The sequence below is a fragment of the Streptomyces sp. NRRL S-1813 genome, assembly GCF_000719605.1.
Classification (GTDB): domain Bacteria; phylum Actinomycetota; class Actinomycetes; order Streptomycetales; family Streptomycetaceae; genus Streptomyces; species Streptomyces decoyicus.
Window position 1 is genome coordinate 626126 of the sequence record NZ_JOHB01000001.1, and the last position, 22507, is coordinate 648632.

At 71.0% G+C, this 22507-nt stretch carries 25 protein-coding genes; 13 read left to right on the forward strand and 12 right to left on the reverse strand.

Annotated elements, in window-relative coordinates:
- Positions 1–71 precede the first annotated feature (71 nt).
- On the reverse strand, positions 72–818 hold the full coding sequence (locus IF67_RS0102910) for a FadR/GntR family transcriptional regulator (RefSeq protein ID WP_051817500.1): 747 nt from the start codon (positions 816–818) through the stop codon (positions 72–74).
- A gap of 155 nt (positions 819–973) precedes the next feature.
- Here IF67_RS0102910 and crcB (IF67_RS0102915) point away from each other — a divergent pair, with 155 nt between their 5' ends.
- The 3 genes from crcB (IF67_RS0102915) to crcB (IF67_RS0102925) are packed head-to-tail and all read left to right on the forward strand — an operon-like array spanning position 974 to position 2165.
- The gene (gene crcB, locus IF67_RS0102915) at positions 974–1411 is read left to right on the forward strand and encodes a fluoride efflux transporter CrcB (protein ID WP_030981751.1); all 438 of its coding nucleotides are present in this window, start codon (positions 974–976) and stop codon (positions 1409–1411) included.
- On the forward strand, positions 1408–1794 hold the full coding sequence (locus IF67_RS0102920) for a DUF190 domain-containing protein (RefSeq protein ID WP_030981754.1): 387 nt from the start codon (positions 1408–1410) through the stop codon (positions 1792–1794). Before crcB (IF67_RS0102915) ends, IF67_RS0102920 begins: the two co-directional genes overlap by 4 nt.
- Positions 1791–2165 carry a fluoride efflux transporter CrcB gene (crcB, locus tag IF67_RS0102925; RefSeq protein ID WP_030981756.1) on the forward strand — a complete coding sequence of 125 codons (375 nt, stop codon included), beginning with the start codon at positions 1791–1793 and terminating at the stop codon, positions 2163–2165. Before IF67_RS0102920 ends, crcB (IF67_RS0102925) begins: the two co-directional genes overlap by 4 nt.
- 245 nt (positions 2166–2410) lie before the next feature.
- On the opposite strand, the gene snpA is transcribed toward crcB (IF67_RS0102925), so the two are convergent.
- Positions 2411–3079, reverse strand: coding sequence for a snapalysin (gene snpA, locus IF67_RS0102930; RefSeq protein WP_030981759.1), 669 nt, complete (start codon positions 3077–3079; stop codon positions 2411–2413).
- A gap of 218 nt (positions 3080–3297) precedes the next feature.
- Here snpA and IF67_RS0102935 point away from each other — a divergent pair, with 218 nt between their 5' ends.
- Together IF67_RS0102935 and IF67_RS0102940 are read left to right on the forward strand one after the other, a co-directional pair.
- Positions 3298–4257, forward strand: coding sequence for a LysR family transcriptional regulator (locus IF67_RS0102935; RefSeq protein WP_030085978.1), 960 nt, complete (start codon positions 3298–3300; stop codon positions 4255–4257).
- Positions 4258–4531: 274 nt separating this feature from the next.
- Positions 4532–5827, forward strand: a complete 1296-nt coding sequence (locus IF67_RS0102940; protein WP_030981762.1) for a cation:proton antiporter — start codon at positions 4532–4534, stop codon at positions 5825–5827.
- Positions 5828–6987: 1160 nt separating this feature from the next.
- On the opposite strand, the gene sodN is transcribed toward IF67_RS0102940, so the two are convergent.
- The gene (sodN, locus tag IF67_RS0102955; protein ID WP_018087486.1) at positions 6988–7383 is read right to left on the reverse strand and encodes a superoxide dismutase, Ni; all 396 of its coding nucleotides are present in this window, start codon (positions 7381–7383) and stop codon (positions 6988–6990) included.
- Positions 7384–7551: 168 nt separating this feature from the next.
- Between sodN and sodX the strand changes: the two genes are divergently transcribed.
- Positions 7552–8022 carry a nickel-type superoxide dismutase maturation protease gene (sodX, locus tag IF67_RS0102960; protein ID WP_037838622.1) on the forward strand — a complete coding sequence of 157 codons (471 nt, stop codon included), beginning with the start codon at positions 7552–7554 and terminating at the stop codon, positions 8020–8022.
- Here sodX and IF67_RS0102965 read toward each other — a convergent pair.
- Positions 7926–8555, reverse strand: a complete 630-nt coding sequence (locus IF67_RS0102965; protein WP_030981772.1) for a CGNR zinc finger domain-containing protein — start codon at positions 8553–8555, stop codon at positions 7926–7928. The genes sodX and IF67_RS0102965 overlap by 97 nt on opposite strands.
- A gap of 94 nt (positions 8556–8649) precedes the next feature.
- Here IF67_RS0102965 and IF67_RS0102970 point away from each other — a divergent pair, with 94 nt between their 5' ends.
- Positions 8650–9411, forward strand: coding sequence for a class I SAM-dependent methyltransferase (locus tag IF67_RS0102970; protein ID WP_030981773.1), 762 nt, complete (start codon positions 8650–8652; stop codon positions 9409–9411).
- Between the two features lie 203 nt (positions 9412–9614).
- On the opposite strand, the gene IF67_RS0102975 is transcribed toward IF67_RS0102970, so the two are convergent.
- The 3 genes from IF67_RS0102975 to IF67_RS0102985 form a co-directional block, all read right to left on the reverse strand.
- On the reverse strand, positions 9615–10367 hold the full coding sequence (locus tag IF67_RS0102975; RefSeq protein ID WP_030981774.1) for an amino acid ABC transporter ATP-binding protein: 753 nt from the start codon (positions 10365–10367) through the stop codon (positions 9615–9617).
- 47 nt (positions 10368–10414) lie between these two features.
- Positions 10415–11347: an amino acid ABC transporter permease gene (locus IF67_RS0102980; RefSeq protein WP_030981776.1), complete on the reverse strand. Its 933-nt coding sequence runs from the start codon at positions 11345–11347 to the stop codon at positions 10415–10417.
- 62 nt (positions 11348–11409) lie between these two features.
- The gene (locus IF67_RS0102985; RefSeq protein ID WP_030981779.1) at positions 11410–12384 is read right to left on the reverse strand and encodes an ABC transporter substrate-binding protein; all 975 of its coding nucleotides are present in this window, start codon (positions 12382–12384) and stop codon (positions 11410–11412) included.
- Positions 12385–12924: 540 nt separating this feature from the next.
- On the opposite strand from IF67_RS0102985, the gene IF67_RS0102990 reads away from it, so the two are divergent.
- From IF67_RS0102990 to IF67_RS0103000, 3 genes are all read left to right on the forward strand, one after another.
- The gene (locus tag IF67_RS0102990; protein WP_030981781.1) at positions 12925–14145 is read left to right on the forward strand and encodes an NAD(P)-dependent malic enzyme; all 1221 of its coding nucleotides are present in this window, start codon (positions 12925–12927) and stop codon (positions 14143–14145) included.
- Between the two features lie 200 nt (positions 14146–14345).
- Positions 14346–15308: a zinc-binding dehydrogenase gene (locus tag IF67_RS0102995; RefSeq protein WP_030981782.1), complete on the forward strand. Its 963-nt coding sequence runs from the start codon at positions 14346–14348 to the stop codon at positions 15306–15308.
- A gap of 91 nt (positions 15309–15399) precedes the next feature.
- Positions 15400–15990: a HutD family protein gene (locus IF67_RS0103000; protein ID WP_078889267.1), complete on the forward strand. Its 591-nt coding sequence runs from the start codon at positions 15400–15402 to the stop codon at positions 15988–15990.
- Between the two features lie 38 nt (positions 15991–16028).
- Here the strand turns inward: IF67_RS0103000 and IF67_RS0103005 are convergent, their stop codons facing one another.
- Positions 16029–16313: a hypothetical protein gene (locus tag IF67_RS0103005; protein WP_030981786.1), complete on the reverse strand. Its 285-nt coding sequence runs from the start codon at positions 16311–16313 to the stop codon at positions 16029–16031.
- 143 nt (positions 16314–16456) lie between these two features.
- Here IF67_RS0103005 and IF67_RS0103010 point away from each other — a divergent pair, with 143 nt between their 5' ends.
- Positions 16457–16744: a Clp protease N-terminal domain-containing protein gene (locus IF67_RS0103010; RefSeq protein WP_420708589.1), complete on the forward strand. Its 288-nt coding sequence runs from the start codon at positions 16457–16459 to the stop codon at positions 16742–16744.
- A 140-nt stretch (positions 16745–16884) separates the two neighbouring features.
- Here the strand turns inward: IF67_RS0103010 and IF67_RS0103015 are convergent, their stop codons facing one another.
- A complete protein-coding gene (locus IF67_RS0103015) occupies positions 16885–17766 on the reverse strand; it encodes an SCO6745 family protein (RefSeq protein WP_030981791.1) in 882 nt (293 codons plus the stop codon).
- Between the two features lie 352 nt (positions 17767–18118).
- On the opposite strand from IF67_RS0103015, the gene IF67_RS0103020 reads away from it, so the two are divergent.
- On the forward strand, positions 18119–19285 hold the full coding sequence (locus tag IF67_RS0103020; protein WP_030981793.1) for a serine hydrolase domain-containing protein: 1167 nt from the start codon (positions 18119–18121) through the stop codon (positions 19283–19285).
- 100 nt (positions 19286–19385) lie between these two features.
- Here the strand turns inward: IF67_RS0103020 and IF67_RS0103025 are convergent, their stop codons facing one another.
- Both IF67_RS0103025 and IF67_RS0103030 read right to left on the reverse strand, forming a co-directional pair.
- A complete protein-coding gene (locus tag IF67_RS0103025; RefSeq protein ID WP_030981795.1) occupies positions 19386–20543 on the reverse strand; it encodes a PadR family transcriptional regulator in 1158 nt (385 codons plus the stop codon).
- Positions 20544–20545: 2 nt separating this feature from the next.
- Positions 20546–21478 (reverse strand): DUF4097 family beta strand repeat-containing protein, encoded by a 933-nt coding sequence (locus IF67_RS0103030; protein WP_030981796.1) that lies wholly within the window; start codon positions 21476–21478, stop codon positions 20546–20548.
- Positions 21479–21707: 229 nt separating this feature from the next.
- On the opposite strand from IF67_RS0103030, the gene IF67_RS0103035 reads away from it, so the two are divergent.
- Entirely contained in the window at positions 21708–22139 is a 432-nt protein-coding gene (locus IF67_RS0103035; RefSeq protein ID WP_158713030.1) for a hypothetical protein, read from the forward strand.
- 156 nt (positions 22140–22295) lie between these two features.
- Here IF67_RS0103035 and IF67_RS0103040 read toward each other — a convergent pair whose 3' ends face one another.
- A complete protein-coding gene (locus IF67_RS0103040; RefSeq protein WP_030981799.1) occupies positions 22296–22478 on the reverse strand; it encodes a DUF6104 family protein in 183 nt (60 codons plus the stop codon).
- Positions 22479–22507 lie beyond the last annotated feature (29 nt).

The window sequence follows — 22507 nt, forward strand, 5'->3', positions numbered from 1 at the left end:
CTGCCGGTCCTCCTGCGTCCGCCACGGCTGCCGGTCCTCCTGCGTCCGCCACGGCTGCCGGTCCTCCTGCGTCACGCATGCGCGTCGTCTCCGTGGTGGGTGGTGCGGGTGCGGCCCCGGTCCTTCGCGGGCGGCTCGCGCAGGGCGTTCATCGCCTCGGTGAGGTGCGCCAGTGCGGCCCGTTCGGCGGCATCGGCGTCCCGTGCCTCGATGGCGTCGACGATGGCGGTGTGCTCATCGAGCTGATGGCGTACCGCCTCGGGCAGCGGGGTGCCCAGCACGGCCTCCAGCGTGCCGCGCAGCGCGTCGCTGAGGTGCTCGTACAGCTCGGCCAGCACGCTGTTGTGCGCGGCAGCCGCCACCGTGCGGTGGAAGCGCACGTCCGCGTCGATGAAGGCGGCCACATCGCCGCTCTCCCAGGCCCGCCCGCGCTCGGCCAGCGCGCCGCGCAGCGCGGCGAGGTCCTCGTCGGTGCGGCGCTCGGCGGCATAGCGCGCGGCATCCCGCTCCAGGCAGGCGCGCACCTCGTACGCCTCCAGGTTCTCGGCCCGCCGCAGCCGCCGCTGTACGGCCGCGCCGAAATCGCTGTTGGCGCGGACATAGGTCCCGTCGCCCTGCCGCGGTTCCAGCATCCCGGTGTGCACCAGTGCGCGGACCGCCTCGCGGACGGTGTTGCGCCCGACGTCGAGCTGCTCCACCAGCACGGGCTCGGCGGGGATCTTCGCCCCGACCTCCCACTCGCCCTCGGCGATCAGCCGCTCCATCTGCTCGATGACCAGATCGACCAGGCTGGTGCGGGCGGTGCTGCGCAGCGGCATCGACGCCGTCCTCCCTCTTCGCGGAAGCCTTCTTCCGGAGTTTCCGTCGGCCTGTTCCCATCACCGGCGATTCCACCGGTGATGGGAACATCCCATGTTTAGCGGTGTCAAACGCGCAGGGTTAGCCTGAAGACGGCGATGATTTCGGGAGACACATGGACGAGCGAGGCCGCCGGGCGGCGCCCTGGCAGGGGCAGTGGCCGGTGATCGGCGTGGTGGCCGTGGGCGGCGCGATCGGCGCCCTGGCCCGTTACGGCGCCGCGCTCCTGTGGCCCACCGGGAAGGGCGCCTTCCCCTGGACGACCCTGACCGTCAACGCCGTCGGCTGTGCGCTGATGGGCATCCTGATGGTCGTGATCACCGAGGTCCGGCCGGCCCACCGGCTGGTGCGCCCCTTCCTCGGCACCGGCATCCTCGGCGGCTTCACCACCTTCTCCACCTACGCCGTCGATATCCAGCGGCTGGTCGGCGCCGGCCGGCCGGCCGAGGCCCTGGCCTGTCTGGCGGGCACCGTGCTCGCCGCGCTCGCCGCCGTAGAGGCCGCGGTGACCGGCACCCGTGCACTTCTCCAACTGAGGCGGCGGACGGCATGACACTCGGCACGGCACACCCGGGCGGCACCCCGGCGCTACGGCTCACGGTCCTCGTCAGCGAAGAGGACGTGTGGCACCACAAGCCGCTCTACGCGGAGATCGTGCACCGCGCATACGACGCGGGTCTGGCCGGGGCCAGCGTCTTCCGGGGCGTCGAGGGCTTCGGCTCCTCCGGCATCGTCCACACCCAGCGCCTGCTGTCCCTGAGCGAGGAGCTGCCGGTGGCGATCGTCGTCGTCGACACGGAGGAGCGGGTGCGGGGCTTCCTGCCGCGGCTGGAGGAACTCCTCGCGGACGGCGGGCTGGTGACGCTCGACCCGTGCGAGACGCTCTCCTACCGGCGCACGGATGGCACGGGCCCCGGTGAGGGCGGGCGCGGGTGAACTGGCTGCTGGTGGTGGCCGGTGCCATGGTCGGGGCGCCGCTGCGCTTCCTCACCGACCGCTATGTGCAGTCCCGGCACGACGCGCTCTTCCCCTGGGGGACCTTCACCGTCAATGTCGTCGGCTCCCTGGTCCTCGGCCTGCTGACCGGCGCCGCCACCGTCGGCGCCACCTCCTCGCACCTCCAGCTGCTGATCGGCACGGGCCTGTGCGGTGCCCTGACGACGTATTCGACCTTCTCCTACGAGACGCTCCGGCTGGCCGCGGACCGGGCACGGGGGAGTGCGGCGGCCAATGTCGTGGGGACCGTGCTGGCCGGACTGGCGGCGGCCTTCGCCGGGGTGGCCGCCGGGCAGGCGCTCTGGGGCTGACTCCTGCCGCACGGCCCCAATGGGCAGACGAAAGCGGTGGGGCTCCCGGGAGAGCCCCACCGCACGGGCGGTGCAGGAGGTGCGAGGGCTGGTGGGGTACGAGCGCCGGCCGCCAGGTCCCGGCTCTCGACAGCCCCCGGCCGTTGCGCGGCTCCGACCACCGTGAGCACGGTCGGATCCGCCGGCCACCGCCGAACTTCGTTACCTCACAGGGCCTGTGAGGTAACCAGGCCCTGTGAGGTACGTCAGGAGGCCTTGCCGAAGTGAACGCCCGCCAGGCCGTTGGCCCAGAGCTGGTTCACCTGGGCGCGCTCGTTCGCGTCCGGCTGGGAGTTCTGGCAGGACGTGCCGGGGCCGCCGCCGGACATCAGCTCGCTGCACGGGCCCTCGTAGTGGTCCGGCAGGCCCAGCACATGGCCGGTCTCGTGCGCGGTCACGCGGGTGGAGTTGTACTCCTGGTTCTGCGCGTAGTCCAGGAAGACATAGCCCTTCCCGTGACCGTCGGTGCTGGCGTACGAGCCGCGCGCGTCATTGCCCTCGCGGTACTGGAAGTCGCCGCCGCTGCCTTCCTGGAGCTTCACGTTCGAGACGGCGCTGTTCCAGATCGACGCGCTCTGGGCTATCTGGTTCGCGAACGTCGGGGCCGCACTGGCGTCATAGGTGACGGTCACCGAGGCGGCGTCCGGGTGGGCCTTCATCTTGGCCTTGGCCGACTTCAGTACGGCCTCGAAGAATGCCTTGGTGTCGGCCTTCTCGGCCGCCGAGCCGTTATAGGCCGCGATCGAAGCGGAGGTGCTGCGGGGGGAGTTGGTGGGGGAGGAGGGGGAGGCTGCCGAAACCGGCGCCGCGGCTGCGAGCGCGGCGACGAGGCCCAGACCGAGCGCCGCCGACAGCGCCGTCTTGGGAGATCTCATGTGGGGGCTCCTTTATTTCCGAGGGCCGTACGGTCGCCGTGTGGGGCGGCGACCGGGGCCCTGCGGATTTCTTGGTGCCGTTGAGTCTGGACGGAGTTCACCTGGAAGACAGAGATGCCAGGTGGCGATAGCACCAGCCAATACCCCGGAAAAAAGAGCGCGTTCCGACAGGTTTGAGAGTCTGGTGTGACGTATGCCTACGTCGTTATGCTCCGGACGTGGAGCTCGAGGTAAGGCATCTTCGCGCATTGTGCGCCATCGCGGACTCCGGCAGCGTACGCAAGGCGGCCCGGCAGCTCGGCATGACCCAGCCTTCCCTGACGACCCAGCTGCACCGCATCGAGAAGGCCCTCGGCGGCCAGCTCTTCTTCCGGGAGCCGACCGGCAGCCGGCCCACGCCACTGGGGCATTCTGTCCTGTGCCGGGCCCGGCCGATAGTGGCCGAAATGCGAGCACTTATTGACGAGGTTGCGTCGGCCTCGCACCGCGACCAGGGGGCACGGCTGCACATCGGCAGCACCAACAGCCCTGCCGTCGCCGGATGGCTGCGCCGGCTCCGGCGCCGGCTGCCGGAGACCGACACCACGATAAGAACCGATGTGTCCGCCAATGCGCTGCTCCACATGGTCGCGACGGGACAGCTCGACGCCGCCTTCGTCCACGAGGTCGAGGGCGCTCCCCTACGGGTCCCCGAGGGCCTGGTGGAGCACGAACTCATCGCCAGGGAACCGCAGTTCATCGCCGTGGCGGACACCCATCCCGCGGCCGCCAGGACGGTCATCAGGGTGGCGGACCTCGCCGACGACCAGTGGATGGTCGACCCGACTGTGGACGGTGAATGGGCGGGACTGCGCCGCATCTGGACCGCGGCCGGTATCAACCCCCGTGTCGTGCACGGCGACTACCTCACCACCGTGGACCTCGTCACGGCCGGCGAGGTGGTCACCCCCTGCCAGCCGACCGCCCGCCCCCGGCACGGCATGGCGATCCGCCCCCTGTACGGCGACCCGCTGGCCGTCCGCCTCTTCATGGCCTGCCGCCAGGACGACACCCTGGCCGCCTCGTCCGACGACCTGTTCGCCGATCTGACCGCCTCGTACATGGAGACCGCCTGGGCGAGCGAGGCCTACCGGACGTGGCTCGTGCGGCACAACGGAAGGCTGCCGGTGGGGAGCTAGGGCCTGTCGTCAAAGTCTGGTCGTTCGCTTGTAGGGCGTGCCAGGCGTCGCGAGGCGGACGGGACTTTTGAGACAGGCCCCAGGGGGCTTCCGAGCCCGCCCGCTCACGGGACCGACGGGTCGGTGCGGCGGGCGTGCGGGCAGCGGCGGCCGGGTCCTCCACCAACCGTGTGAAAGCCGCCGTCGTGCCCCTCGGGGACCGGTCGGCCGAGGGGCCGAGGGCCGAGAGTGGGGGTGCCCGAAAGCCGGTGCGGCCGAGCCCCTGGAGACCCGTGTGGATGGCACCTTTTCCCTGGTCCTGCTCCTGCTGTTCCTGTGGTGCCTGTGTTCACGGCGGATGGAGCGCTTCGAGCTGACCGCTCCGGCCGCGTTCGTCCTGCTGGGGCTGCTGCTGGGCGAGGGCACCGGCGTCCTCGACCTGCCGCTCCCGCACGAGACCGTGAAGGTACTCGCGGAGATCACCCTGGTCTGGGTGCTCTTCACCGATGCCTCCCGGCTCTCCTTCCGCGCCCTGCGCCCGGAACTCGGCCTCTACCTGCGGCTGCTGGGAATCGGGCTGCCCCTGTGCGTGTGCCTGGGCACGCTGCTGGCGGCCGTTCTGCTCCCCGGCGTCTCGGGATGGGCCGCGCTGTACGTCGGGGCCGCGCTCGCCCCGACGGACGCCGCGCTCGGCGCCACGATGATGGTCAACCCCGTGGTGCCCGCGAGGATCCGCCGGCTCATCAACGTGGAGAGCGGCCTCAACGACGGCATCGCCACACCCCTGGTGGTGCTCGCCCTGGCCGGAGTGTCCGCGGCCGAGGGTGCCGCCGGACCGGATGCCACCGGCCATGCCTTGGTGCAGCTCGCCGTCGGTGCGGCATACGGGGCGGTGGTCGGACTGGCCGCCGGATGGCTGCTGCGGACCACCCTCCGCAACGGCTGGGCGGCCGAGGACTTCGCCGGCGCGGGCGTACTGGCCCTGGCCCTCCTCGGCTACACCTCCGCCCTCGCGATCGGCGGCAACGGCTTTGTCGCCGCCTTCGTCGCCGGCCTGGCCTTCGGATCGACGCACGGTGCCTCCCAGCGGGTGCTGCTCTACGTCGAGCAGACTGCCTCGCTGTTCTCCGTGCTGGTCTGGCTGGTCTTCGGCGCCCTCCTGCTTCCGGAGGCATTCGGCCACTTCACCTGGCATACCGTGGTCTACGCCGTACTGAGCCTCACGGTGATCCGCATGCTGCCCGTCGCGCTGTGTCTGATCGGAAGCGGTCTGGACGCCAGAACGGTGCTGTTCGTGGGCTGGTTCGGCCCCCGCGGCCTGGCCTCGATCATCTTCGGCCTGCTGGCGGTCGAGGAACTCAAGACCCCCGACACCCAGGCGGTGGTCCCGGTAGTCGCCTGCACCGTCCTGCTCAGCGTCCTCGCCCACGGCCTCACCTCCGCCCCCCTGGCGAACCGCTACGGCAAAGCAACGGCAACCAAGGGCGTCGGCCCGGCCGGCACCACGGCGGACGAGCTGCCAGTGAGGGGGATGGCGGCGGGGGGTCTGCACCGGGGGTGGCGACGGGGCGGCGGCCCGGCGCCGTCGTGAGCGTTCCCCACCCGCTGCTCCCTCTGCTCCCGCCCGTTTGCGGGCGGAGGAAGACCGCACCGCTCCGCCGCCCACCCGCCAGAAGTGTCAGAGAGGCTCGGCCATACCGTCCAGCACGGATCGCAGCCGACGCAGTTCGACTTCGGCCGTCATCATCCCCAGTCCCGCCCCGTCCGCTTCCTGGCGGCTGAGGGGGTGAGCCACGGACTCCTCTCGGGCACGGTCTGCGAGACGCTCCGTGACCGTCCGAAGCGCGGATACCTCCTCGACCAGGAGCCTGACCTTCTGCTCGAGTTCCTCGGTCAATGCAGGAAGGCCCGAGACGCCGTCGCCCTGGGGAGCGGAACCGTGCGCGCCAGGGCTCTCCGCAGAAGGGGCATCCCCGGACGGGTGGTCGGCAGCGGCGAGGTCAATCGACCCCCCGGACGTGTGGGGTCCGCTGCCCTTCCCCGTGACCGAGGCATTCTGGCCCGCTGTTTCGTGGCCCCCCCCGCCCCGTCTCTCCCGGCGCCGGCAGATGTCCCAGACGACGGCGAGCTGCCGGTCGACGCTGTGGGCGCAGGGCCGCCCGAGCCGCTGCCCCGTGTGCGCGGCACGGAGGATCCTCGGGTTCGTGCGCCCGATTCCTTCGGGAACTCGCGGTTGAACCAGGCGCGGTTCATCGGCTCGACGAGAGGCTCCCCGGACTCCGCTACCTTTCGCGGCCTCCGGTCGCCCTCGTCCATCGCGGATGCCAGCTCCCGCAGTACGCCGACGGCCTTCCGCCGGTGGTTCCGCATGGCCATCAGGTTGTTTTTGACCGTTCGCCGCACTCGGGCGGCCTGCGTCCCCTCGTCGTCGGTCTTCTGACCGGTCAAAGACCCCCGGTCCGCGTCGATGATGTCGAAGGCGGCGAGCCAGTGTGCCGCGCGGAAAGCGATCAGCTCTTCAAACGCTCCGTCATCATCCTCTGCCGCGGCAAGCAGTTCCGGCAGCCGCCTCGGCCCCGAGTCGCCGTTCGAGGAACCGCCAGGCCCGAGTACCTCGCCTTCGCACCCATGCCGCAAAAGAAGACCGCACCCGCTCCACCACGGACGCCCTGTGGGGCGGCGTGCGGACCGGGTGCGGACAGGTAGGCGGCGTGACCGGCGAAATCGCAGGTCGTACGGCCTAGCCGGAGATCAGGCCTTCTTGGTCTCCCAGAAGATCTTGTCGATCTGGGCGATGTAGTCCAGGGCCTTCTGGCCGGTCGCCGGGTCGTGGGAACCCTTGGCGGCGCTGAGGGCCTTGAGGGTGTCGTTGATCAGCTGGTGCAGCTCCGGGTACTTCTCGAAGTGCGGGGGCTTGAAGTAGTCGCTCCACAGCACCGAGACGTGGTGCTTGGCCAGCTCGGCGCGCTGCTCCTTGATCAGGACGGCGCGGGTGCGGAAGTCCGCGTCCTCGTTGGCCTGGTACTTCTCCTGGACGGCCTTGACGGACTCGGCCTCGATGCGGGCCTGGGCAGGGTCGTACACGCCGCAGGGCAGGTCGCAGTGGGCGCTGACCTTCACCTTGGGGGCGAACAGGCGGGAAAGCATGTTCAGTCCTTCCTCGTGATCGTCTTCTCAGGTGCGAGATTACTCGGTGCGGGAAGGCTTTTCGTGGTCGGCCCGGGGGTCTTAGGGCAAAAGTCCGGGGCCGGAGCGGGACTGATGGAGGATGGACCGGTGAGCGGGTCGGACCGGGGCTGGGCCGGGAGGTACGGGATGCCGGAGCGGGTACATGAGCGTGGGCCGGAGCGGGGCGAGGACCCGGAGACGGGGCACGAGCGGGGCGGGCTCCTTCGCGCCTTCGGGCTGGCCGAGGTCTACAACCCGTCGATGGTGCCGACACTGCGGCCCGGCGATCAGCTGGTGGTGCAGTACGGGGCGGCGGTGCGGCCCGGTGCCGTGGTCGTGCTGCGGCATCCGTTCCGGCAGGATCTGCTGATCGTCAAGCGGGCCGTGCAGCGGTGCGACGGCGGCTGGTGGGTGCAGGGGGACAATCCGTTCGTCGAGAACGACAGCCGGGAATTCGGGGTGGTTCCGGACGAACTGGTCCTCGCCCGCGCCTGGGTGCGGGTGCGGCCGCCGCGGGGGATTCAGCGGTCGGTCGCCGGGGTGCTGTCCTGGGTGGTGTCGGCGGTCCGGCCGGTGAGGGCCGAGCGCTCGCTCTCCAGGCGCTTGCGGGCGCGGTAGGCGGCGACATTGGCGCGGGTCGCGCAGCGGTCGGAGCAGTAGCGCCGGGAGCGGTTGGTCGAGGTGTCCAGGTAGACGTTGCGGCACGGCCGTGCCTCGCAGATGCCCAGCCGGTCCACGCCCAGCTCGGTGAGGTGGAAGGCCAGGCCCATGCAGGCGGTCGCGGTGAAGCCGGCGGTCGCGTTGGCGGCGTGGTCGGCGATGTGCATGTGCCAGTCGGGGCGGCCGTTGTCGTCCCGGTATTCATGGCCGGAAATCTGCGGGCTGACGGGGAACTCCATCATCAGGGCGTTGAGCAGGTCCACGGCCAGCACCTCGTCGCCGGCGTCGGCGGCCTCGAAGACGGCGCGCAGCCGGGCGCGGACCGTGCGCAGCCGGGTCACGTCGCTCTCGGTCGCGCGCCGGGCGGCCTGCTGGGCGGGGCCGAAGAGTTCCCGTACGACCTCGACCGAGGTGAGGCTGTCGGTGCCGCGCTCGGGCTGCTCGGTGTTGACCAGTCGCACGGCATAGTCCGAGTAATAGGCCAGTTCCACTTGTAGTCCTTACGGGCGGGGGCTAAGGTGCGGGTACTTGCTCGTAGTAAGGGGTGTCCTTAGTGCGAGGGTATTACGGCCTGAAGGGGAAGCGATGACCGAGACCGTCGTCGGCGCCGATTGGCAGGCGTGGCAGAACAGTTGGGACCGCCAGCAGGAGTGGTATCTCCCCGACCGCGAGGAGCGGTTCCGGGTGATGCTGGACATGGTCGAGGCGCTGGTGGGCTCCGAGCCCCGGGTTCTGGACCTCGCGTGCGGTACGGGAAGTATCTCCGACCGGCTGCTGAAGCGGTTCCCCAAGGCCGAGAGTGTGGGCGTCGATCTGGATCCCGCGCTGCTGGCCATCGCGGAAGGGTACTTCGAAGGCGAGTCCCGGGTCCGCTTCGTACGGGCCGATCTCAAGGACCCCCGGTGGACGGAGAAGCTGCCGCACGACTCGTACGACGCGGTGCTCACCGCCACCGCGCTGCACTGGCTGTACACCGAGGACCTCCGGGGGCTGTACGGGCAGCTCGGCACCCTGGTGCGGGACGGCGGGGTCTTCATGAACGCCGACCACATGCCCGAGGAGGGCACCCCGCGGATCAACGCCGCCGAGCGGGCCTTCCGGCATGCGCGCATGGAAGAGGCGAAGGCGTCCGGCGCCGTCGACTGGGCCGAGTGGTGGCAGCTGGCCGCTGCCGACCCGCGGCTGGCCGCGCCGACCGCCGAGCGCTTCGAGATCTACGGCGAGCACGCGGACGGCGACACCCCCTCGGCGGCATGGCACGCGGCCGTCCTGCGCGAATCCGGCTTCGCGGAGGCCCGGCCGGTATGGGCCTCGCCCACGGATGCGCTGGTGCTGGGCCTGAAGTAGGGCCTGACGCGCCGCAGCGGCGTCGGGGCGGAACGGGAAACGACGAACCGCGGCGGGACGCTCTCCGGAAGGAGAAGGTCCCGCCGCGGGAGGAAGAATCCGCCGCGAGGGCGGGTGCCCCCGCGGCGGCGGCCGGCGGTGCCGCACCGGCCGAAGCCGCCGCGGCCCGCGCCGGGCCGTCGCGTCCCGGGGCCGTCGTGTTGCTACAGCACCTTCGACAGGAACGACTTCGTCCGGTCGTGCTGCGGATTGCCGAGGACCTCGCGCGGGTGGCCGGATTCGACGACCACACCGTCGTCCATGAAGACCAGCGAGTCGCCGACCTCACGGGCGAAGCCCATCTCATGGGTCACGACGATCATCGTCATACCGTCCGCGGCCAGATCCTTCATGACGTCCAGGACGTCACCGACCAGCTCCGGGTCGAGGGCCGAGGTCGGCTCGTCGAAGAGCATCAGCTTGGGCTCCATCGCCAGCGCACGGGCGATGGCGACGCGCTGCTGCTGGCCGCCGGAGAGCTGCGAGGGGTAGTTCGCGGCCTTGTCGGACAGTCCGACGCGGTCCAGGAGCTTGACCGCCCGCTCCCGGGCGGCGGACTTCGACTCGCCCTTGACCTGGATCGGCGCCTCCATGATGTTCTCCACCGCGGTCATGTGCGGGAAGAGGTTGAAGCGCTGGAAGACCATGCCGATATCGCGGCGGCGGGCGGCGACCTCCCTGTCGCGCAGCTCGTAGAGCTTGCCGTGGTGCTCGCGGTAGCCGACCAGTTCGCCGTCGACGGACAGCCGGCCGGCGTTGACCTTCTCCAGGTGGTTGATGCAGCGCAGGAACGTCGACTTGCCGGAGCCGGACGGGCCGATCAGGCAGAAGACCTCCCGCGGTGCGACCTCCAGGTCGATGCCCTTGAGGATGTGGGCCGCGCCGAAGGACTTGTGGACGCCCTCGGCCTTGACCATCGGACCGCCGCTCGTGCCGGCGGCCTTGCTCGTCGTGATCTTGCTGGTCATCCGACACCTCCGGGGCGGTTGAAGCCGCCGGACAGCTTCGCCTTGGCTTTCTGGAGCGGGGTGAGCGGGAGCTGGCGGCTGGAGCCGCGGGCGTAGTAGCGCTCGAGGTAGTACTGGCCGATGCTCAGCACCGTGGTGGCGATCAGGTACCAGACGGCGGCGAGGATCAGCATCTCCACGACGACGCCGGAGTCCCGTCCGACGTTCTGCGCGGCCTGTAGCAAATCGTAGTACTGGACGGCGATGACCAGCGAGGACGTCTTGAGCATGTTGATGACCTCGTTGCCGGTCGGCGGCACGATCACCCGCATCGCCTGCGGCACCACGATCCGGCGCAGCGTCTTGGCATGGCTCATGCCCAGCGCGTGCGCCGCCTCGGTCTGGCCCTCGTCGACGGCGTTGAGACCGGCCCGGCAGATCTCCGCCATGTACGCCGCCTCGTTGAGGCCGAGGCCCAGCAGCGCGCACAGGAACGGGGTCATGAAGTCCGACCACTCGTCCTTGTAGATCGGCATGATGTCGATGTACTGGAAGACGAGGCCCAGGTTGAACCACAGGAACAGCTGGACATAGACCGGCGTACCGCGGAAGAACCAGACGTAGAACCAGGCGACGGTCGAGGTCACCGGGTTCTTGGACTGGCGCATCACGGCCAGGATCACACCGAGGACGACACCGATGATCATCGACAGCACGGTGATCAGCAGGGTGTTGCGCAGGCCCTTGAGGATGTCCGCATTGAACATGTACTCGGGGATGGCGTCCCAGTTGACGTTCCCGGAGGCGAAGGCCCGGCCGAGCAGGGCGACCAGCCCGATGACGACGATCGCCGCCACCCACCGGCCGTAATGGCGGACGGGGATGGCTTTGATCGGCTCGGGCTGGGGCGGCGGAGCGTCCGCCGGCGACTTGTCGACGTCAACTGACACGGGTGTTGCCTTTCAGCATTCGGCGGGAGGGGCGCGGAGGGGACGGGACGACTTCCGGCGGCTCAGGAGCCGCCATTGAGCTCCACCTTCTTGACCGCGGCATCCTTGACGTCCCACTTGTCCAGGACCTTGGCGTACGAGCCGTTCTTGATCGCGAGTTCCAGCGCGGCCTGGAGCGCATCACGCAGCTGCTGCTTGCCCTTGGGAACCGCGATGCCGTAGGGGGCCGCCTTGAGCGGCGCGCCGCCGACCATCTCGAAATCCTTGCCGCCACCGGAGACCTTCACCGCGTACGCCGCGACCGGGTAGTCGCTGGAGACGGCGTCCACACCGGCGGTGCGCAGCCGGGTCTGGGCCTCGGAGTCGTTGTCGAACGCCTCGATCGAGATCGGCTGCTCGCCGTTCTTCTCACAGGCCTTCGACTTGTCCTTGGCCAGGTCGTGCGAGACGGTGCCGCGCTGCACCGCGATCTTCTTGCCGCACAGGGTTTCCCAGCCGTCGACGCCGTTGGCCTTGCCCTTCTGGACGTAGAGCGAGACGCCGACGTTGAGGTAGTCGATGAAGTCGACGCCCTGGCCGATCTTCTTGCCGGTGTTGCTGTCGATGCCCTCCTGGCGCTCCTTGGTGTCCGTCATCGCCGACATCGCGATGTCGTAGCGCTTGGACTTCAGGCCGCCCATGAGGGTGTCGAAGGTGGCGTTGTTGAAGTTGAGCTTGATGCCCAGCTCCTTGCTCATCGCCTCGGCGAGATCCGGATCGATGCCCTCGACCTTGCCGTTGGAGCGGAATTCCACCGGCTTATACGTGATGTCCGAACCGACCTGGAGCATGGCCTTTTCCTGGACGTCCTTGGGCAGCTTCTTGAACAGCGGCGCATTGACGTTGCGGTTCTTCTTCGCTTCACGTTTGGCGATGGCCGCGTCCGTCTGGTCGCCGCAGGCGCTGAGCAACAGCAGCGAGGCGGCGACCGCGGTCGCCGCGGCCACGGCTGTGCGAGACCTGCCGACGGCCGAGCGACGGGTGGTGCTTGCGGTCATGCTGATCCTCCTGCGGATGGAGAAGCCGACGTGACAAAGACGCGACAAAAGGGCCGGAGGCACACCTTCGAGCGTCGTGACCTCGGTTGGTGACGGAATCCTGCCATCCGTACTCCGGAATGCGGACTGTCGTAATGGTCAAAATCGGATAACGGACGGAGCGGCGGGGGCGGCGGCCTTGTGCCGCAAGGGGAGCCCCCGTGCCGCGGTATGTCCCGGGCCGCCCGGCGGCTCCGGGTGTCTCGAAGTCCGGACTGGTGAGGGATAGCTCTTCTGAGTTTTTTGCGCATTTCGCGGTTATTGTCGGAACTCTGAAGCCGAGGGTGGGGAATCTGACTCGTCGGGTCCCGCGCCCGTCCGGTAGAAAGGTGCGTTACACCCCTCATCCGGGGCTCAGGGCGCGTGTGCGGCGCGCCCGGCGTCCGTACCTCCCCGCGCGCGGCGGTCATCTGCTGCGCACGGCGCGGACGCGGTGCCCGCCCACCCCTCAACCAGGGAGTGGCCACCCTCAGCAGATTTACGATTAAAGGGGTAAGACAAGTGGCAGCGGAGATCGTCAATCCTCGCAGCGACAGCAATACCGGTGCGGGTGCGGGCAGTGCGCCCGACGCCTTCGATCCGGCTTTCGCGCTGCATCGCGGCGGCAAGATGGCCATCCAGGCGACGGTGCCGGTCCGCGACAAGGACGACCTGTCCCTCGCGTACACACCGGGCGTCGCCAAGGTGTGCAGCGCCATCGCCGAACAGCCCGAGCTGGTCTACGACTACACCTGGAAGTCCCAGGTCGTCGCCGTGGTCACGGACGGCACCGCGGTGCTGGGCCTGGGTGACATCGGCCCGGAGGCCTCCCTCCCCGTGATGGAGGGCAAGGCCATTCTCTTCAAGCAGTTCGGTGGTGTGGACGCCGTGCCGATCGCGCTCGGCACCACCGACACCGACGAGATCATCGAGACCGTGGTCCGGATGGCCCCGTCCTTCGGCGGAGTCAATCTGGAGGACATCTCGGCGCCCCGGTGCTTCGAGATCGAGCGCCGGCTCCAGGAGCAGCTGGACATCCCGGTCTTCCACGACGACCAGCACGGCACCGCCGTGGTCACGCTGGCCGCGCTGCGCAACGCGGCCAAGCTCACCGACCGGTCGCTCGGCCAGCTGCGGGCGGTCATCTCGGGTGCCGGCGCGGCCGGGGTCGCCATCGCCAAGATCCTCATCGAGGCGGGCATCGGAGATGTCGCGGTCTGCGACCGCAAGGGCGTCGTCTCCGCCGACCGCAGCGACCTCACGGACGTCAAGCGCGAGGTGGCCGGCTTCACCAACAAGGGCCGGCTGACCGGCTCGCTGGAGGAGGCACTGGAGGGCGCCGATGTCTTCATCGGTGTCTCCGGCGGCACGGTGCCGGAGGAGGCGGTGGCGAAGATGGCGAAGGACTCGCTGATCTTCGCGATGGCCAACCCGACCCCGGAGATCCACCCGGATGTCGCGCACAAGTACGCGGCCGTGGTCGCCACCGGGCGCAGCGACTACCCGAACCAGATCAACAACGTGCTGGCCTTCCCGGGCATCTTCGCCGGCGCCATGCAGGTGCGGGCCACGCGGATCACGGAGGGCATGAAGCTCGCCGCCGCCGAGGCGCTGGCCGCCGTCGTCGCCGATGAACTCAGCGCCGACCGGGTCATCCCCTCGCCGTTCGACGAGCGGGTCGCCCCGGCCGTCACCGCCGCCGTCGCGGCCGCCGCCCGTGCGGAGGGCGTGGCGCGCCGCTGACCGCGGCGCCAGGTGTCGTACGCCAACGGGCCGGGCCCGCACCCTCACCGGTGCGGGCCCGGCCCGTTTGGGGTGCCGGGTGCCGGGTGCCGGGTGCCGGGTGCCGGGTGCCGGGTGCCGGGTGCCGGTGGCCGAGGGCGCGGTGCGTGTCACACCCGTACGCGGTACCGCAGCGCCCGTCCGCGGCCTACGTTGGGATCATGTTTGCTGCCTATGCCGCCCGCATCGACCCTGACCAGCCGCTGAACGGCCTCGAATTGGGGGAGCGCCCCGCCCCCGACGTACGCCCCGGCTGGACGACCGTCAACGTCAAGGCCGCCTCCCTCAACCACCACGACCTGTGGTCGCTGCGCGGAGTGGGGATCACCGAGGACAGCCTGCCGATGATCCTCGGCTGCGATGCCGCCGGGGTGGACGCGGACGGCAACGAGGTCGTCCTGCACTCCGTCATCGGGCAGACCGGCCACGGCGTCGGCCCCAAGGAGAAGCCCTCCATCCTCACCGAGCGCTACCAGGGCACCTTCGCGGAGCAGGTCACCGTCCCGGCCTGGAATGTGCTGCCCAAGCCGAAGGAGCTGTCCTTCGAGGAGGCCGCCTGTCTGCCGACCGCCTGGCTGACCGCGTACCGGATGCTGTTCACCAACGCGGGCGTACGGCCCGGGGACAGCGTGCTGGTGCAGGGCGCCGGCGGCGGCGTTGCGACCGCCGCCATCGTGCTGGGCGCGGCCGCGGGGCTGCGGATCTTCGCCACCAGCCGGGACGAGGCCAAGCGCAAGCGGGCGCTGGAGCTGGGCGCCGAGGCGGTGTTCGCGACCGGCGAGCGGCTGCCGCAGCGGGTGGACGCGGTGATCGAGACGGTCGGTGCCGCCACCTGGTCGCACTCCATCAAGTCGTTGCGCCCCGGCGGCACTCTGGTCATCTCGGGCGCCACCAGCGGCTTCACCCCGAAGAGCGGGGAGCTCAACCGGATCTTCTTCCTGGAGCTGAAGATCGTCGGCTCCACGATGGGCAGCAAGGAGGAGCTGGCGTCGCTGCTCAGCTTCTGCGCGGCCAAGGGCATCCGGCCGGTCATCGACTCGACGCTGCCGCTGGACCGGGCGCGAGAGGGCTTCACGAAGATGGCGGCGGGCGAGCTGTTCGGCAAGGTCGTACTGACGGTCTGACGACTGGCGGGTGACGGCCGGCGACTGACGGTTCGTCAATTCTTGAGGGGGCGGAACGGTGCGGATCCTGCGGGCGGAAGGGCGCTCCGCCATGCCATGGAGCAACGGTGGCGGGGTGACCCGCGAGATCGCCGTCCATCCGCCGGGCGCCGGCTGGGACGACTTCGCCTGGCGGGTCAGTCTGGCGGACGTCACCCGGGACGGGCCGTACTCGCCGCTGCCCGGCGTCCGCCGGATCCTCACCGTCGTCGACGGCGCCGGGCTGGAGCTGACGGTGGACGGCGCCCCGTGGCTGCTCCCGGACCGCTGCCGGCCGTTCGCCTTCCCCGGCGCTGCCGCCACCGACTCCCGTCTGCTGGACGGCCCCGTGGTCAACCTCAATGTGATGCTCCGGGAGGGGCGGGCGGCGGCGACCGTGGAGATGGTGCGGGGAAGCCGGGTGGTGTGGTCGCGGCGGCAGCCGGCTGACGGCGGTGCCGAGGGCGCCGACGGTCCGCAGGACGTCCTGGTGGTGGCGGCCGAGGGGCGTACCCGGCTCGCGGAGGACGGTGCACACCGGGCGCAGCTGGAGCGGTTCGACGCGGCGCTGCTGACGGGGCCGGACGCGGCCGCCGCCGACCTGTGGACGGACGGCACCGCGGCGGTGATCGCCTTGTCGGCCGCCGGTCCAGACCCCCTCTAGGGGGAGGCGCCTCCAGCCCTGAGGGGAGGGGCGCCCCTCTAGGGCTGCTGCCCGTCTGCGGCTGCGGTCCCGGCGGCCGCTGCGGGGATGTTGAGCAGGGAGGCGTGCAGGCGATACTGCGGTACGTCGGGCACGTCGCGCGCCTCGGGCGCGTCAGGGTGTTCGCCCGTTGGAGGATCCGCCGCCGCGGGCGCAGCGCATACGGCCGGAGTGGGCGATACGCCCTCCAGAGCCTCGATCGTCGCGCTCAGGCGCGCGGACGCTCCATGGCCGGTGGACTCCCGCCACGCCGAAGTGCCGGCCCACTCCTGGTGGAGGAGCACCCGTGCACCGTCCTGGCTCAGGTGCACATGGACGCCGAGCAGCCCCGCCGGCGGGCGTCGGGGAAGTCGGTGGTGCGGGGCATCGGGGCTCCGTTCCGTGCGGGGAGGGCGGTGTGCGGGAGTCTGCGTCGTCAAGTGCGGTTGTGGCGCGGGTGGAGGAGGCGCACGGGGAGGGCGCGCTGGCCGACGACGGGCGGGCCGGGCGCCGGAAGCGGACGCGTCGGCCGTTCACCGCGGAGGCGAAGTCGGTGCTGGAGCGTGCCCTGCGGATCGCGGTCGGCCGCAGCGAGCGCTGCATCGGCGCTGAGCATCTGCTGATGGCGCTGACCGCCAGGCCCGGACCGGCCGCCGCGGTGCTCGCCGATCACGGGGTGACGTACGGCGACGTGGTGCGGGTGCTCGACGAGGCCCGGGGCAGGCGCGCGAGTTGAGGCGGCCGGGGGCGGGCCGTAGGCAAGGGCGCGCCCGGCCTGTCCGGCAGTGTCCCCCTGAGGCAGGCCTGTCCGGTAGGTGCCCCCTGCGGCCGCCCCGGCAGCGTGTGCCCCTACGGCTGTCCCGGCAAGGCGCGCCCCTACGGGTAGCCGACCTTCACCGTCCCGATTCCCAGCGTGCCGTGCCGGGGCAGATATCCGGCCTCGAAGACCGCGCCGAGGACGGGGTGGAGCAGCTGCGCCAGCCGTTCGGCGCGGGAGTGGCCCAGTGCCCGCCACGGGCCGGCCGCCAGCCGGTCCGTCGTCCGCTCGATCGCCTCGCGTTCCTTGCGGGCGCGCTCGGTGGCGGTGCCGTCCGGAGCGATCCAGCCGCGGGCGGCGAGGCGGTGCCGGGCGTCGCTCCACTCCTGAGCGCTCCAGCCGCGCCCCACGAAGTCGGCGGCCGGCGCGGCGCCGATCGCGGCGAACGACACCAGGGCCTCACAGGGGTCGAGTTCGCAGGTCAGCAGGGCCGCCAGATGACCGTCGCCGCGGTGTTCGCGGAGGACCGTCGCGGCCTGCCAGAGCACCAGATGCGGTGCGTCCGGCCAGGGCAGATCGCGATTGGCGGCGGCCAGCGGGCGGGCGGCCGTCCCGGCGTTCTCGGCGGCCTGGCGGGCGAGCCGGGCGGCCTCGGCGAGCTGCGCGGCGCTCAGCCGGCCGTCGGTCAGGGCGGTCAGCGCACGGTCCATGGCCAGCAGCCGCGCGTCCAGCACCTTGGCCGGGTCCGCGACGGTCCAGATCCGCGGGAGGTGGCGGGCGATCATCCGCGGGCTGAAGGTGTAGTACGTCGCGGCCACCAGCTCGGGCCCGGCGGCGCCCAGCGGAGCCGTACGCCAGGCGAAATAGCTGGGCCAGCGGGAGGACACGTCATGGCCGAGGTCGGCGGCGACCTGACGGGCCTCGGGGGCGAAGTACAGCGTGGCGTGCAGTGGCTCCAGCAGGTGCCACATCCGGCGGGCGACCGAAAGGTATTCCGACATCGCTTTACCTCATGGCCTTCACGATGCGTGCGCAGACAGAGGGGAGACCGGGGTCGGGAACACGGCTGTCGGTCCGCGGAATCGGGCAGTCGGGGCTCCCTGGAACCCGGCGCCGGGCGAAAAGCCGTGCGAAGTAGTGACTTCCCCGATTACGCCGCGTGAATCCAGGCCGCGGATGCCAACTGTGCGTAGCCGGGGCCGGGTTGGGGCCGCACCGCTTTCGGCCGTCGCGGCCCGGTGGCCGGATTCCTCCGGGCCCCGGATTCGATCGTGTCCGGGTGGCCCCGTACGTAGGGTGACCCGGCCGACGGCCCACGGGGGGGGCGAGGTGACCATGGATAGGAAGCGCCGGATGACGTACCACGGATGGGCCGACGAGGGGTACGGAGCCTTCGCGGACGAATTCGCCCGCAACTTCACCGAGCGCGGTGAACTCGGCGCCGCCGCAGCCGTGTTCGTGGGCGGGTGCAAGGTCGTCGACCTGTGGGGCGGGATCGCCGACGACCGGACCGGGCGGGAGTGGCAGGAGGACACCGTCCTTCCCGTCATGTCCCTCGCCAAGGCCGTCGTCAGCTTCTCGGCCCATCTCCTCGCACAGCAGGGGAAGCTGGACCTCGACGCCCCCGTGGCCCGTTACTGGCCGGAGTTCGCCCGGCACGGCAAGGAGGGGATCACCACCCGGATGGTGCTCGCCCACACCGCCGGAATCCCGCTCGTCGAGCGGCAGTTGACGTTCGGGGAACTGACCGCCTGGACGCCGGTGATCCGTGCCCTGGAGGAGCTGAAGCCCCTCTGGGAGCCCGGGACCGCACACGAGTACCACGCCCACGTCTTCGGTTTCCTCGTCGGCGAGGTGATCCGGCGTCTGACCGGCCACACGCCCGGTGCCTACTTCCGTGCGGCCATCGGCGACGCCCTGGGGCTCCGGAGCTGGATCGGGATGCCGCAGGAGGAAGTGCCGCGGCTGGCCCGGCTCGTGGAGGCCGAGGGACGGGCCCCGATGACGAACCTCGACCTGCTGCCCATACGGGCCCTGACGATGAACGGCGTACTGCCCTTCCCCGGACTCGACGATCCGCACGGCTACAACTCACCTGCCCTGCTGACCGCCGAATTCCCCGGTGCGGGCGCGGTGTCGTCGGCGTGCGGGCTGGCGACCCTGTACGCGGCGGTCGCGACCGGCGTGGACGGCGGGCCGCGACTGCTGTCCGAGGACACCGTCACCGACGCGCTCGCCCCGCTGTCGGGCGGCCCCTCGTGGTCCGGCTTCCCGGACCTCGGCGCGCGCTGGGGTACCGGCGTCCTCCTCGACTCGGCGTTCCGCCGGCTGCTCGGCCCGCGCTCCTTCGCGCACAGCGGGTCGGGCGGCCAATTCGCCTTCGGGGACGACGAGTTCGGCGTCGGCTTCGCCTATACCGCCAACCGGATGGGCGTCAGTGGTGACCAGCGGGCCGAGCGGCTCATCGGGGCGCTGCGGAAGTGCGTCGGGGCCCCGGAGATCCCGGGCGCCGGGGGCTGAACGGGGCGGCCGTGCCGGGGCGGGCGCACATGCGGTGCACCCACCCCGGCACGGCCCCGGACCGCTCCGTTCGTCCCGGTCCGCGGGGGACGCGTACCGCTCAGTCGTCCCGGTCCGCGGAGGACGCGTACTGCTCCGGATGACGCAGCAGTGCGCCGATATGGGCGGCGGCCGTCGACAGCCTGCGGCGGGACTCCTTCAGCTGCTCGGCGGTGACGCCGTGGTCGCGTGCCGCGTCCCGCAGATCGTCGCGGAAACGATCCAGCAGCCGGTCGAAGTCGCGGGCCGGGTTGTCGCCGGCCGGTTCCTGTGCCCACTCCGGGGCCGGCGGAGCCCCGGCCGCCGGGCCCTCCTCGGCGCCCTCCTCGGTCAGGTCGACGCGCTCGACCGTGACCCGGGTCCCGTTCTCCGCGCCGCCGTGCCCGGAGCCGTCCGGTGCGCCGCCGTGCCCGGCCCCGGACTGGCCGCCGGTGAAGCGGCCGACCTCGCGGGACACCTCGGACAGTGCCTCGCGCACCGCGCCCGACCAGTCGCCCGACCGCACCGCCCCCTGGGTCTGCTCCTGTACGCGCTTGATGACCCGCTGGACCTCCTCGCGCGCGAACACCTGGGCGTCCCTGGCCTGCTTACGGGCCCGCTGGGCGTCCTGCCGGGCGCGCCGGCTCTCCTCCTTGGCCCGCCGGGCCTGCTCCTTCCACTCCTCCTTGGCGCGCCGGAACTCCTCCTTCGCCTGCCGCCAGGACTCCTTGTCGCCGAACGCGGCGTCGAAGTAGTCGGAGGCCTCCGGGAAGGGCCGCCCGGCCGCGTCGTCCTGGGCGTCCGTCGTCCCGGCGCCGCTCCGCCCGGTCTTCCCGCTTCCTCGCGCGTCCTTGCGGGCCTGCTGGGCGGCCTCCCGGATCTCGCGGCGCAGGTCCCGCGCCGAACCGCTCACGTCCTCCCGGATGTCGGAGGCGAGCGCGGCGACCGACTCCCGGATCTCCACTTCCAGGTCCGCCAACTCGCCGCCACGGTCGGCGAGTTCGGCCCGTCCGGCATCGGTGATGGAGTAGACCTTGCGGCCGCCCTCGGTCGCGTGGGTCACCAGGCCCTCGGCCTCCAGCTTGGCCAGCCGGGGGTAGACGGTGCCGGCGGAGGGGGCGTAGAGGCCCTGGAAGCGTTCCTCCAGGAGGCGGATGATCTCGTAGCCGTGCCGCGGGGCCTCGTCCAGCAGCTTGAGGAGGTAGAGACGCAGGCGGCCATGGGCGAAGACGGGGGGCATGCTCAGAGCACCTTCTTCTCGGCGGGCGGGTCGGTGGGGGAGTCCTCGTGCGGACCGGGGGCCGGGCCGCCGCCGGGGGCGCCGTGCCGACCGTCCTCGTCCCCGAAGGAGGGGCGGCGCAGCAGGGCCAGACCGCCGGAGACGGTGGTGACCTTGAGTCTGCCGGTGCCCGCGCCCAATGAGCCGGTGATCTTCTTCGCGCCCCACTGGCCGCTGACCCGCAGATCGTCGAAGGCGTTGGAGACCGTGCCGCTCGCGGTGTTGGCGTCGACCGTGGCGTCCGCCGGATCGGGCAGCCGGATGGCGACCTCCCCGGAGACCGTCGTCAAGGTGATGTCGGCGCCCTTCGCGGGGGCCAGGTCGAGGACCATGTCGCCACTGACGGAGTCGGCACGCACCGCGCCGCCCGCACCGTCGATGACCGTCAGATCCCCCGAGACGGAGTGGAAGCGCAGATCGCCGCTGACCGACTGCACCTCGACGTTGCCGGAAACGGTGTCGGCCCGCACCCCGCCGGTCAGGCCGACGAGCGTGCTGTCACCGGAGACGCCGCGGACGTCCGTACGCCCCGAGATGCCGGAGACCACCGCGCCGGCGCCGACCACGCCGACCTCTACGCGGGTGCCGGCCGGCACCGTCACCGACACCACCGCGCTGCGGTTCCACCCCTTGCGGTCGAGGAGCTTCAAGAAGCCCTTCCAGGGGAGGTCCTCGTAGGCGATCGAGAGTGTGCCGTCTGTGCATGAGACGGTCAGCGGCGGGCCGTGCAGCTCGCTGATCTCCAGGCGGGCCGGACCGCCGTCCGTGGTGCCGACGACGTTGACGGTGCCGTTGACCACGCGCACGTTCACGGCGCCGACGGGTTCGGTGACCTCCAGAGTGCGTGGTGAGGTCACCTGCGTCGGTTGGTGCGACCACTCGGTCCCGGCTGACATGCCTGCCTCCCCTGCCTTGCTGCAACGCAACATATCGCGTCTATTCCAGACACGATATATCGCGGATGGGTGAAGTCAAGTGCCTCGTTCGGGGAGCGTGTCCGGGGTGCGCCGTTCCTTTGCGTCCTCGGTCGTCTCAGGCGTGAAAAGGGGAACCGTCCAATGCCGTGGCGCAGTCTTCAGCGGTGTCATTTGACGTCGTGGCGCATGCCATGAAGGAGTCGAACACATGCGTAACACAACGGGGTTGCTCTCGGTTCTGGTGCTCGGTGCCGCAGTGGCCGGGCCGGTCGCGTCGGCACACGCCGCGCCCGCCACCGCTTCCGCCTCCGCGGCCTCCGCCTGTCATCGCCTGGTCGTCAAGGCGAACGCGTCGAACAACAAGGCACTGTCGGCCGACAACCGCCACAGCTACAAGAAGGCCATCGGCCACAACAAGGCGACCCAGAAGTACGTCGTCCAGGCGAAAGGGGCCTGCCGGCGCGCGCGGCACGCTGCGGAGATCCGGCACGCGCTCGATGGTGCGGGGGACGGAGTGGAGGCGGCCGAGCACCACAACAAGAGGGCCTACGCCGAGCACGACTCCCGGGCCGGGCGCGCGGCGGCCCACGCCGAACGCAACGTGAAGGCGCGGCTGCGCATCGCGCTCCACTACTCCTGATACTCCTGATCCAGGTCCCTCCGTGAACGGTCCGCCGCCCGCGCGGCGGGCCGTTCACGCTCCGGGAACGCCGCACGGACCGTGCGCCACCTGCCGCCCGGGGCCGGGGCCCGGGCCGGCCCCTGCCCCGCCGTATGCCGGGGCAGGCCCGGCCCGCTACTCGTCCTCGTCCTCGTCGTCCAGCCGGGCCAGCCAGGTGGCCAGCCGCTCCACCGGTACCTCGAAGTCCGGGTTGAGATCGACGAACGTACGCAGCTGCTCGGCCACCCACCCGAGGGTGACCTCCTCCTCGCCGCGTCGGTTCTCCAGCTCCTCGATGCCACGGTCAGTGAAATACACGCGCTCTCCACCAGGGGTCATGGGCTATT

What these genes read in the sequence shown, in the direction of transcription:
- IF67_RS0103015 (WP_030981791.1), bottom strand. Translation starts at nt 17,766, where the DNA reads ATGTCGGAATACCTTTCGGTCGCCCGCCGGATGTGGCACCTGCTGGAG.
- IF67_RS0102975 (WP_030981774.1), bottom strand. Translation starts at nt 10,367, where the DNA reads ATGGTCAAGGCCGAGGGCGTCCACAAGTCCTTCGGCGCGGCCCACATC.
- IF67_RS0102910 (WP_051817500.1), bottom strand. Translation starts at nt 818, where the DNA reads ATGCCGCTGCGCAGCACCGCCCGCACCAGCCTGGTCGATCTGGTCATC.
- sodX (WP_037838622.1), top strand. Translation starts at nt 7,552, where the DNA reads ATGCCGGAGCGGGTACATGAGCGTGGGCCGGAGCGGGGCGAGGACCCG.
- snpA (WP_030981759.1), bottom strand. Translation starts at nt 3,079, where the DNA reads ATGAGATCTCCCAAGACGGCGCTGTCGGCGGCGCTCGGTCTGGGCCTC.
- crcB (WP_030981751.1), top strand. Translation starts at nt 974, where the DNA reads ATGGACGAGCGAGGCCGCCGGGCGGCGCCCTGGCAGGGGCAGTGGCCG.
- IF67_RS0103025 (WP_030981795.1), bottom strand. Translation starts at nt 20,543, where the DNA reads ATGCCCCCCGTCTTCGCCCATGGCCGCCTGCGTCTCTACCTCCTCAAG.
- IF67_RS0102985 (WP_030981779.1), bottom strand. Translation starts at nt 12,384, where the DNA reads ATGACCGCAAGCACCACCCGTCGCTCGGCCGTCGGCAGGTCTCGCACA.
- IF67_RS0103000 (WP_078889267.1), top strand. Translation starts at nt 15,400, where the DNA reads ATGCCATGGAGCAACGGTGGCGGGGTGACCCGCGAGATCGCCGTCCAT.
- IF67_RS0102995 (WP_030981782.1), top strand. Translation starts at nt 14,346, where the DNA reads ATGTTTGCTGCCTATGCCGCCCGCATCGACCCTGACCAGCCGCTGAAC.
- IF67_RS0103030 (WP_030981796.1), bottom strand. Translation starts at nt 21,478, where the DNA reads ATGTCAGCCGGGACCGAGTGGTCGCACCAACCGACGCAGGTGACCTCA.
- IF67_RS0102920 (WP_030981754.1), top strand. Translation starts at nt 1,408, where the DNA reads ATGACACTCGGCACGGCACACCCGGGCGGCACCCCGGCGCTACGGCTC.
- sodN (WP_018087486.1), bottom strand. Translation starts at nt 7,383, where the DNA reads ATGCTTTCCCGCCTGTTCGCCCCCAAGGTGAAGGTCAGCGCCCACTGC.
- IF67_RS0103020 (WP_030981793.1), top strand. Translation starts at nt 18,119, where the DNA reads ATGACGTACCACGGATGGGCCGACGAGGGGTACGGAGCCTTCGCGGAC.
- IF67_RS0102970 (WP_030981773.1), top strand. Translation starts at nt 8,650, where the DNA reads ATGACCGAGACCGTCGTCGGCGCCGATTGGCAGGCGTGGCAGAACAGT.
- IF67_RS0103035 (WP_158713030.1), top strand. Translation starts at nt 21,708, where the DNA reads ATGCGTAACACAACGGGGTTGCTCTCGGTTCTGGTGCTCGGTGCCGCA.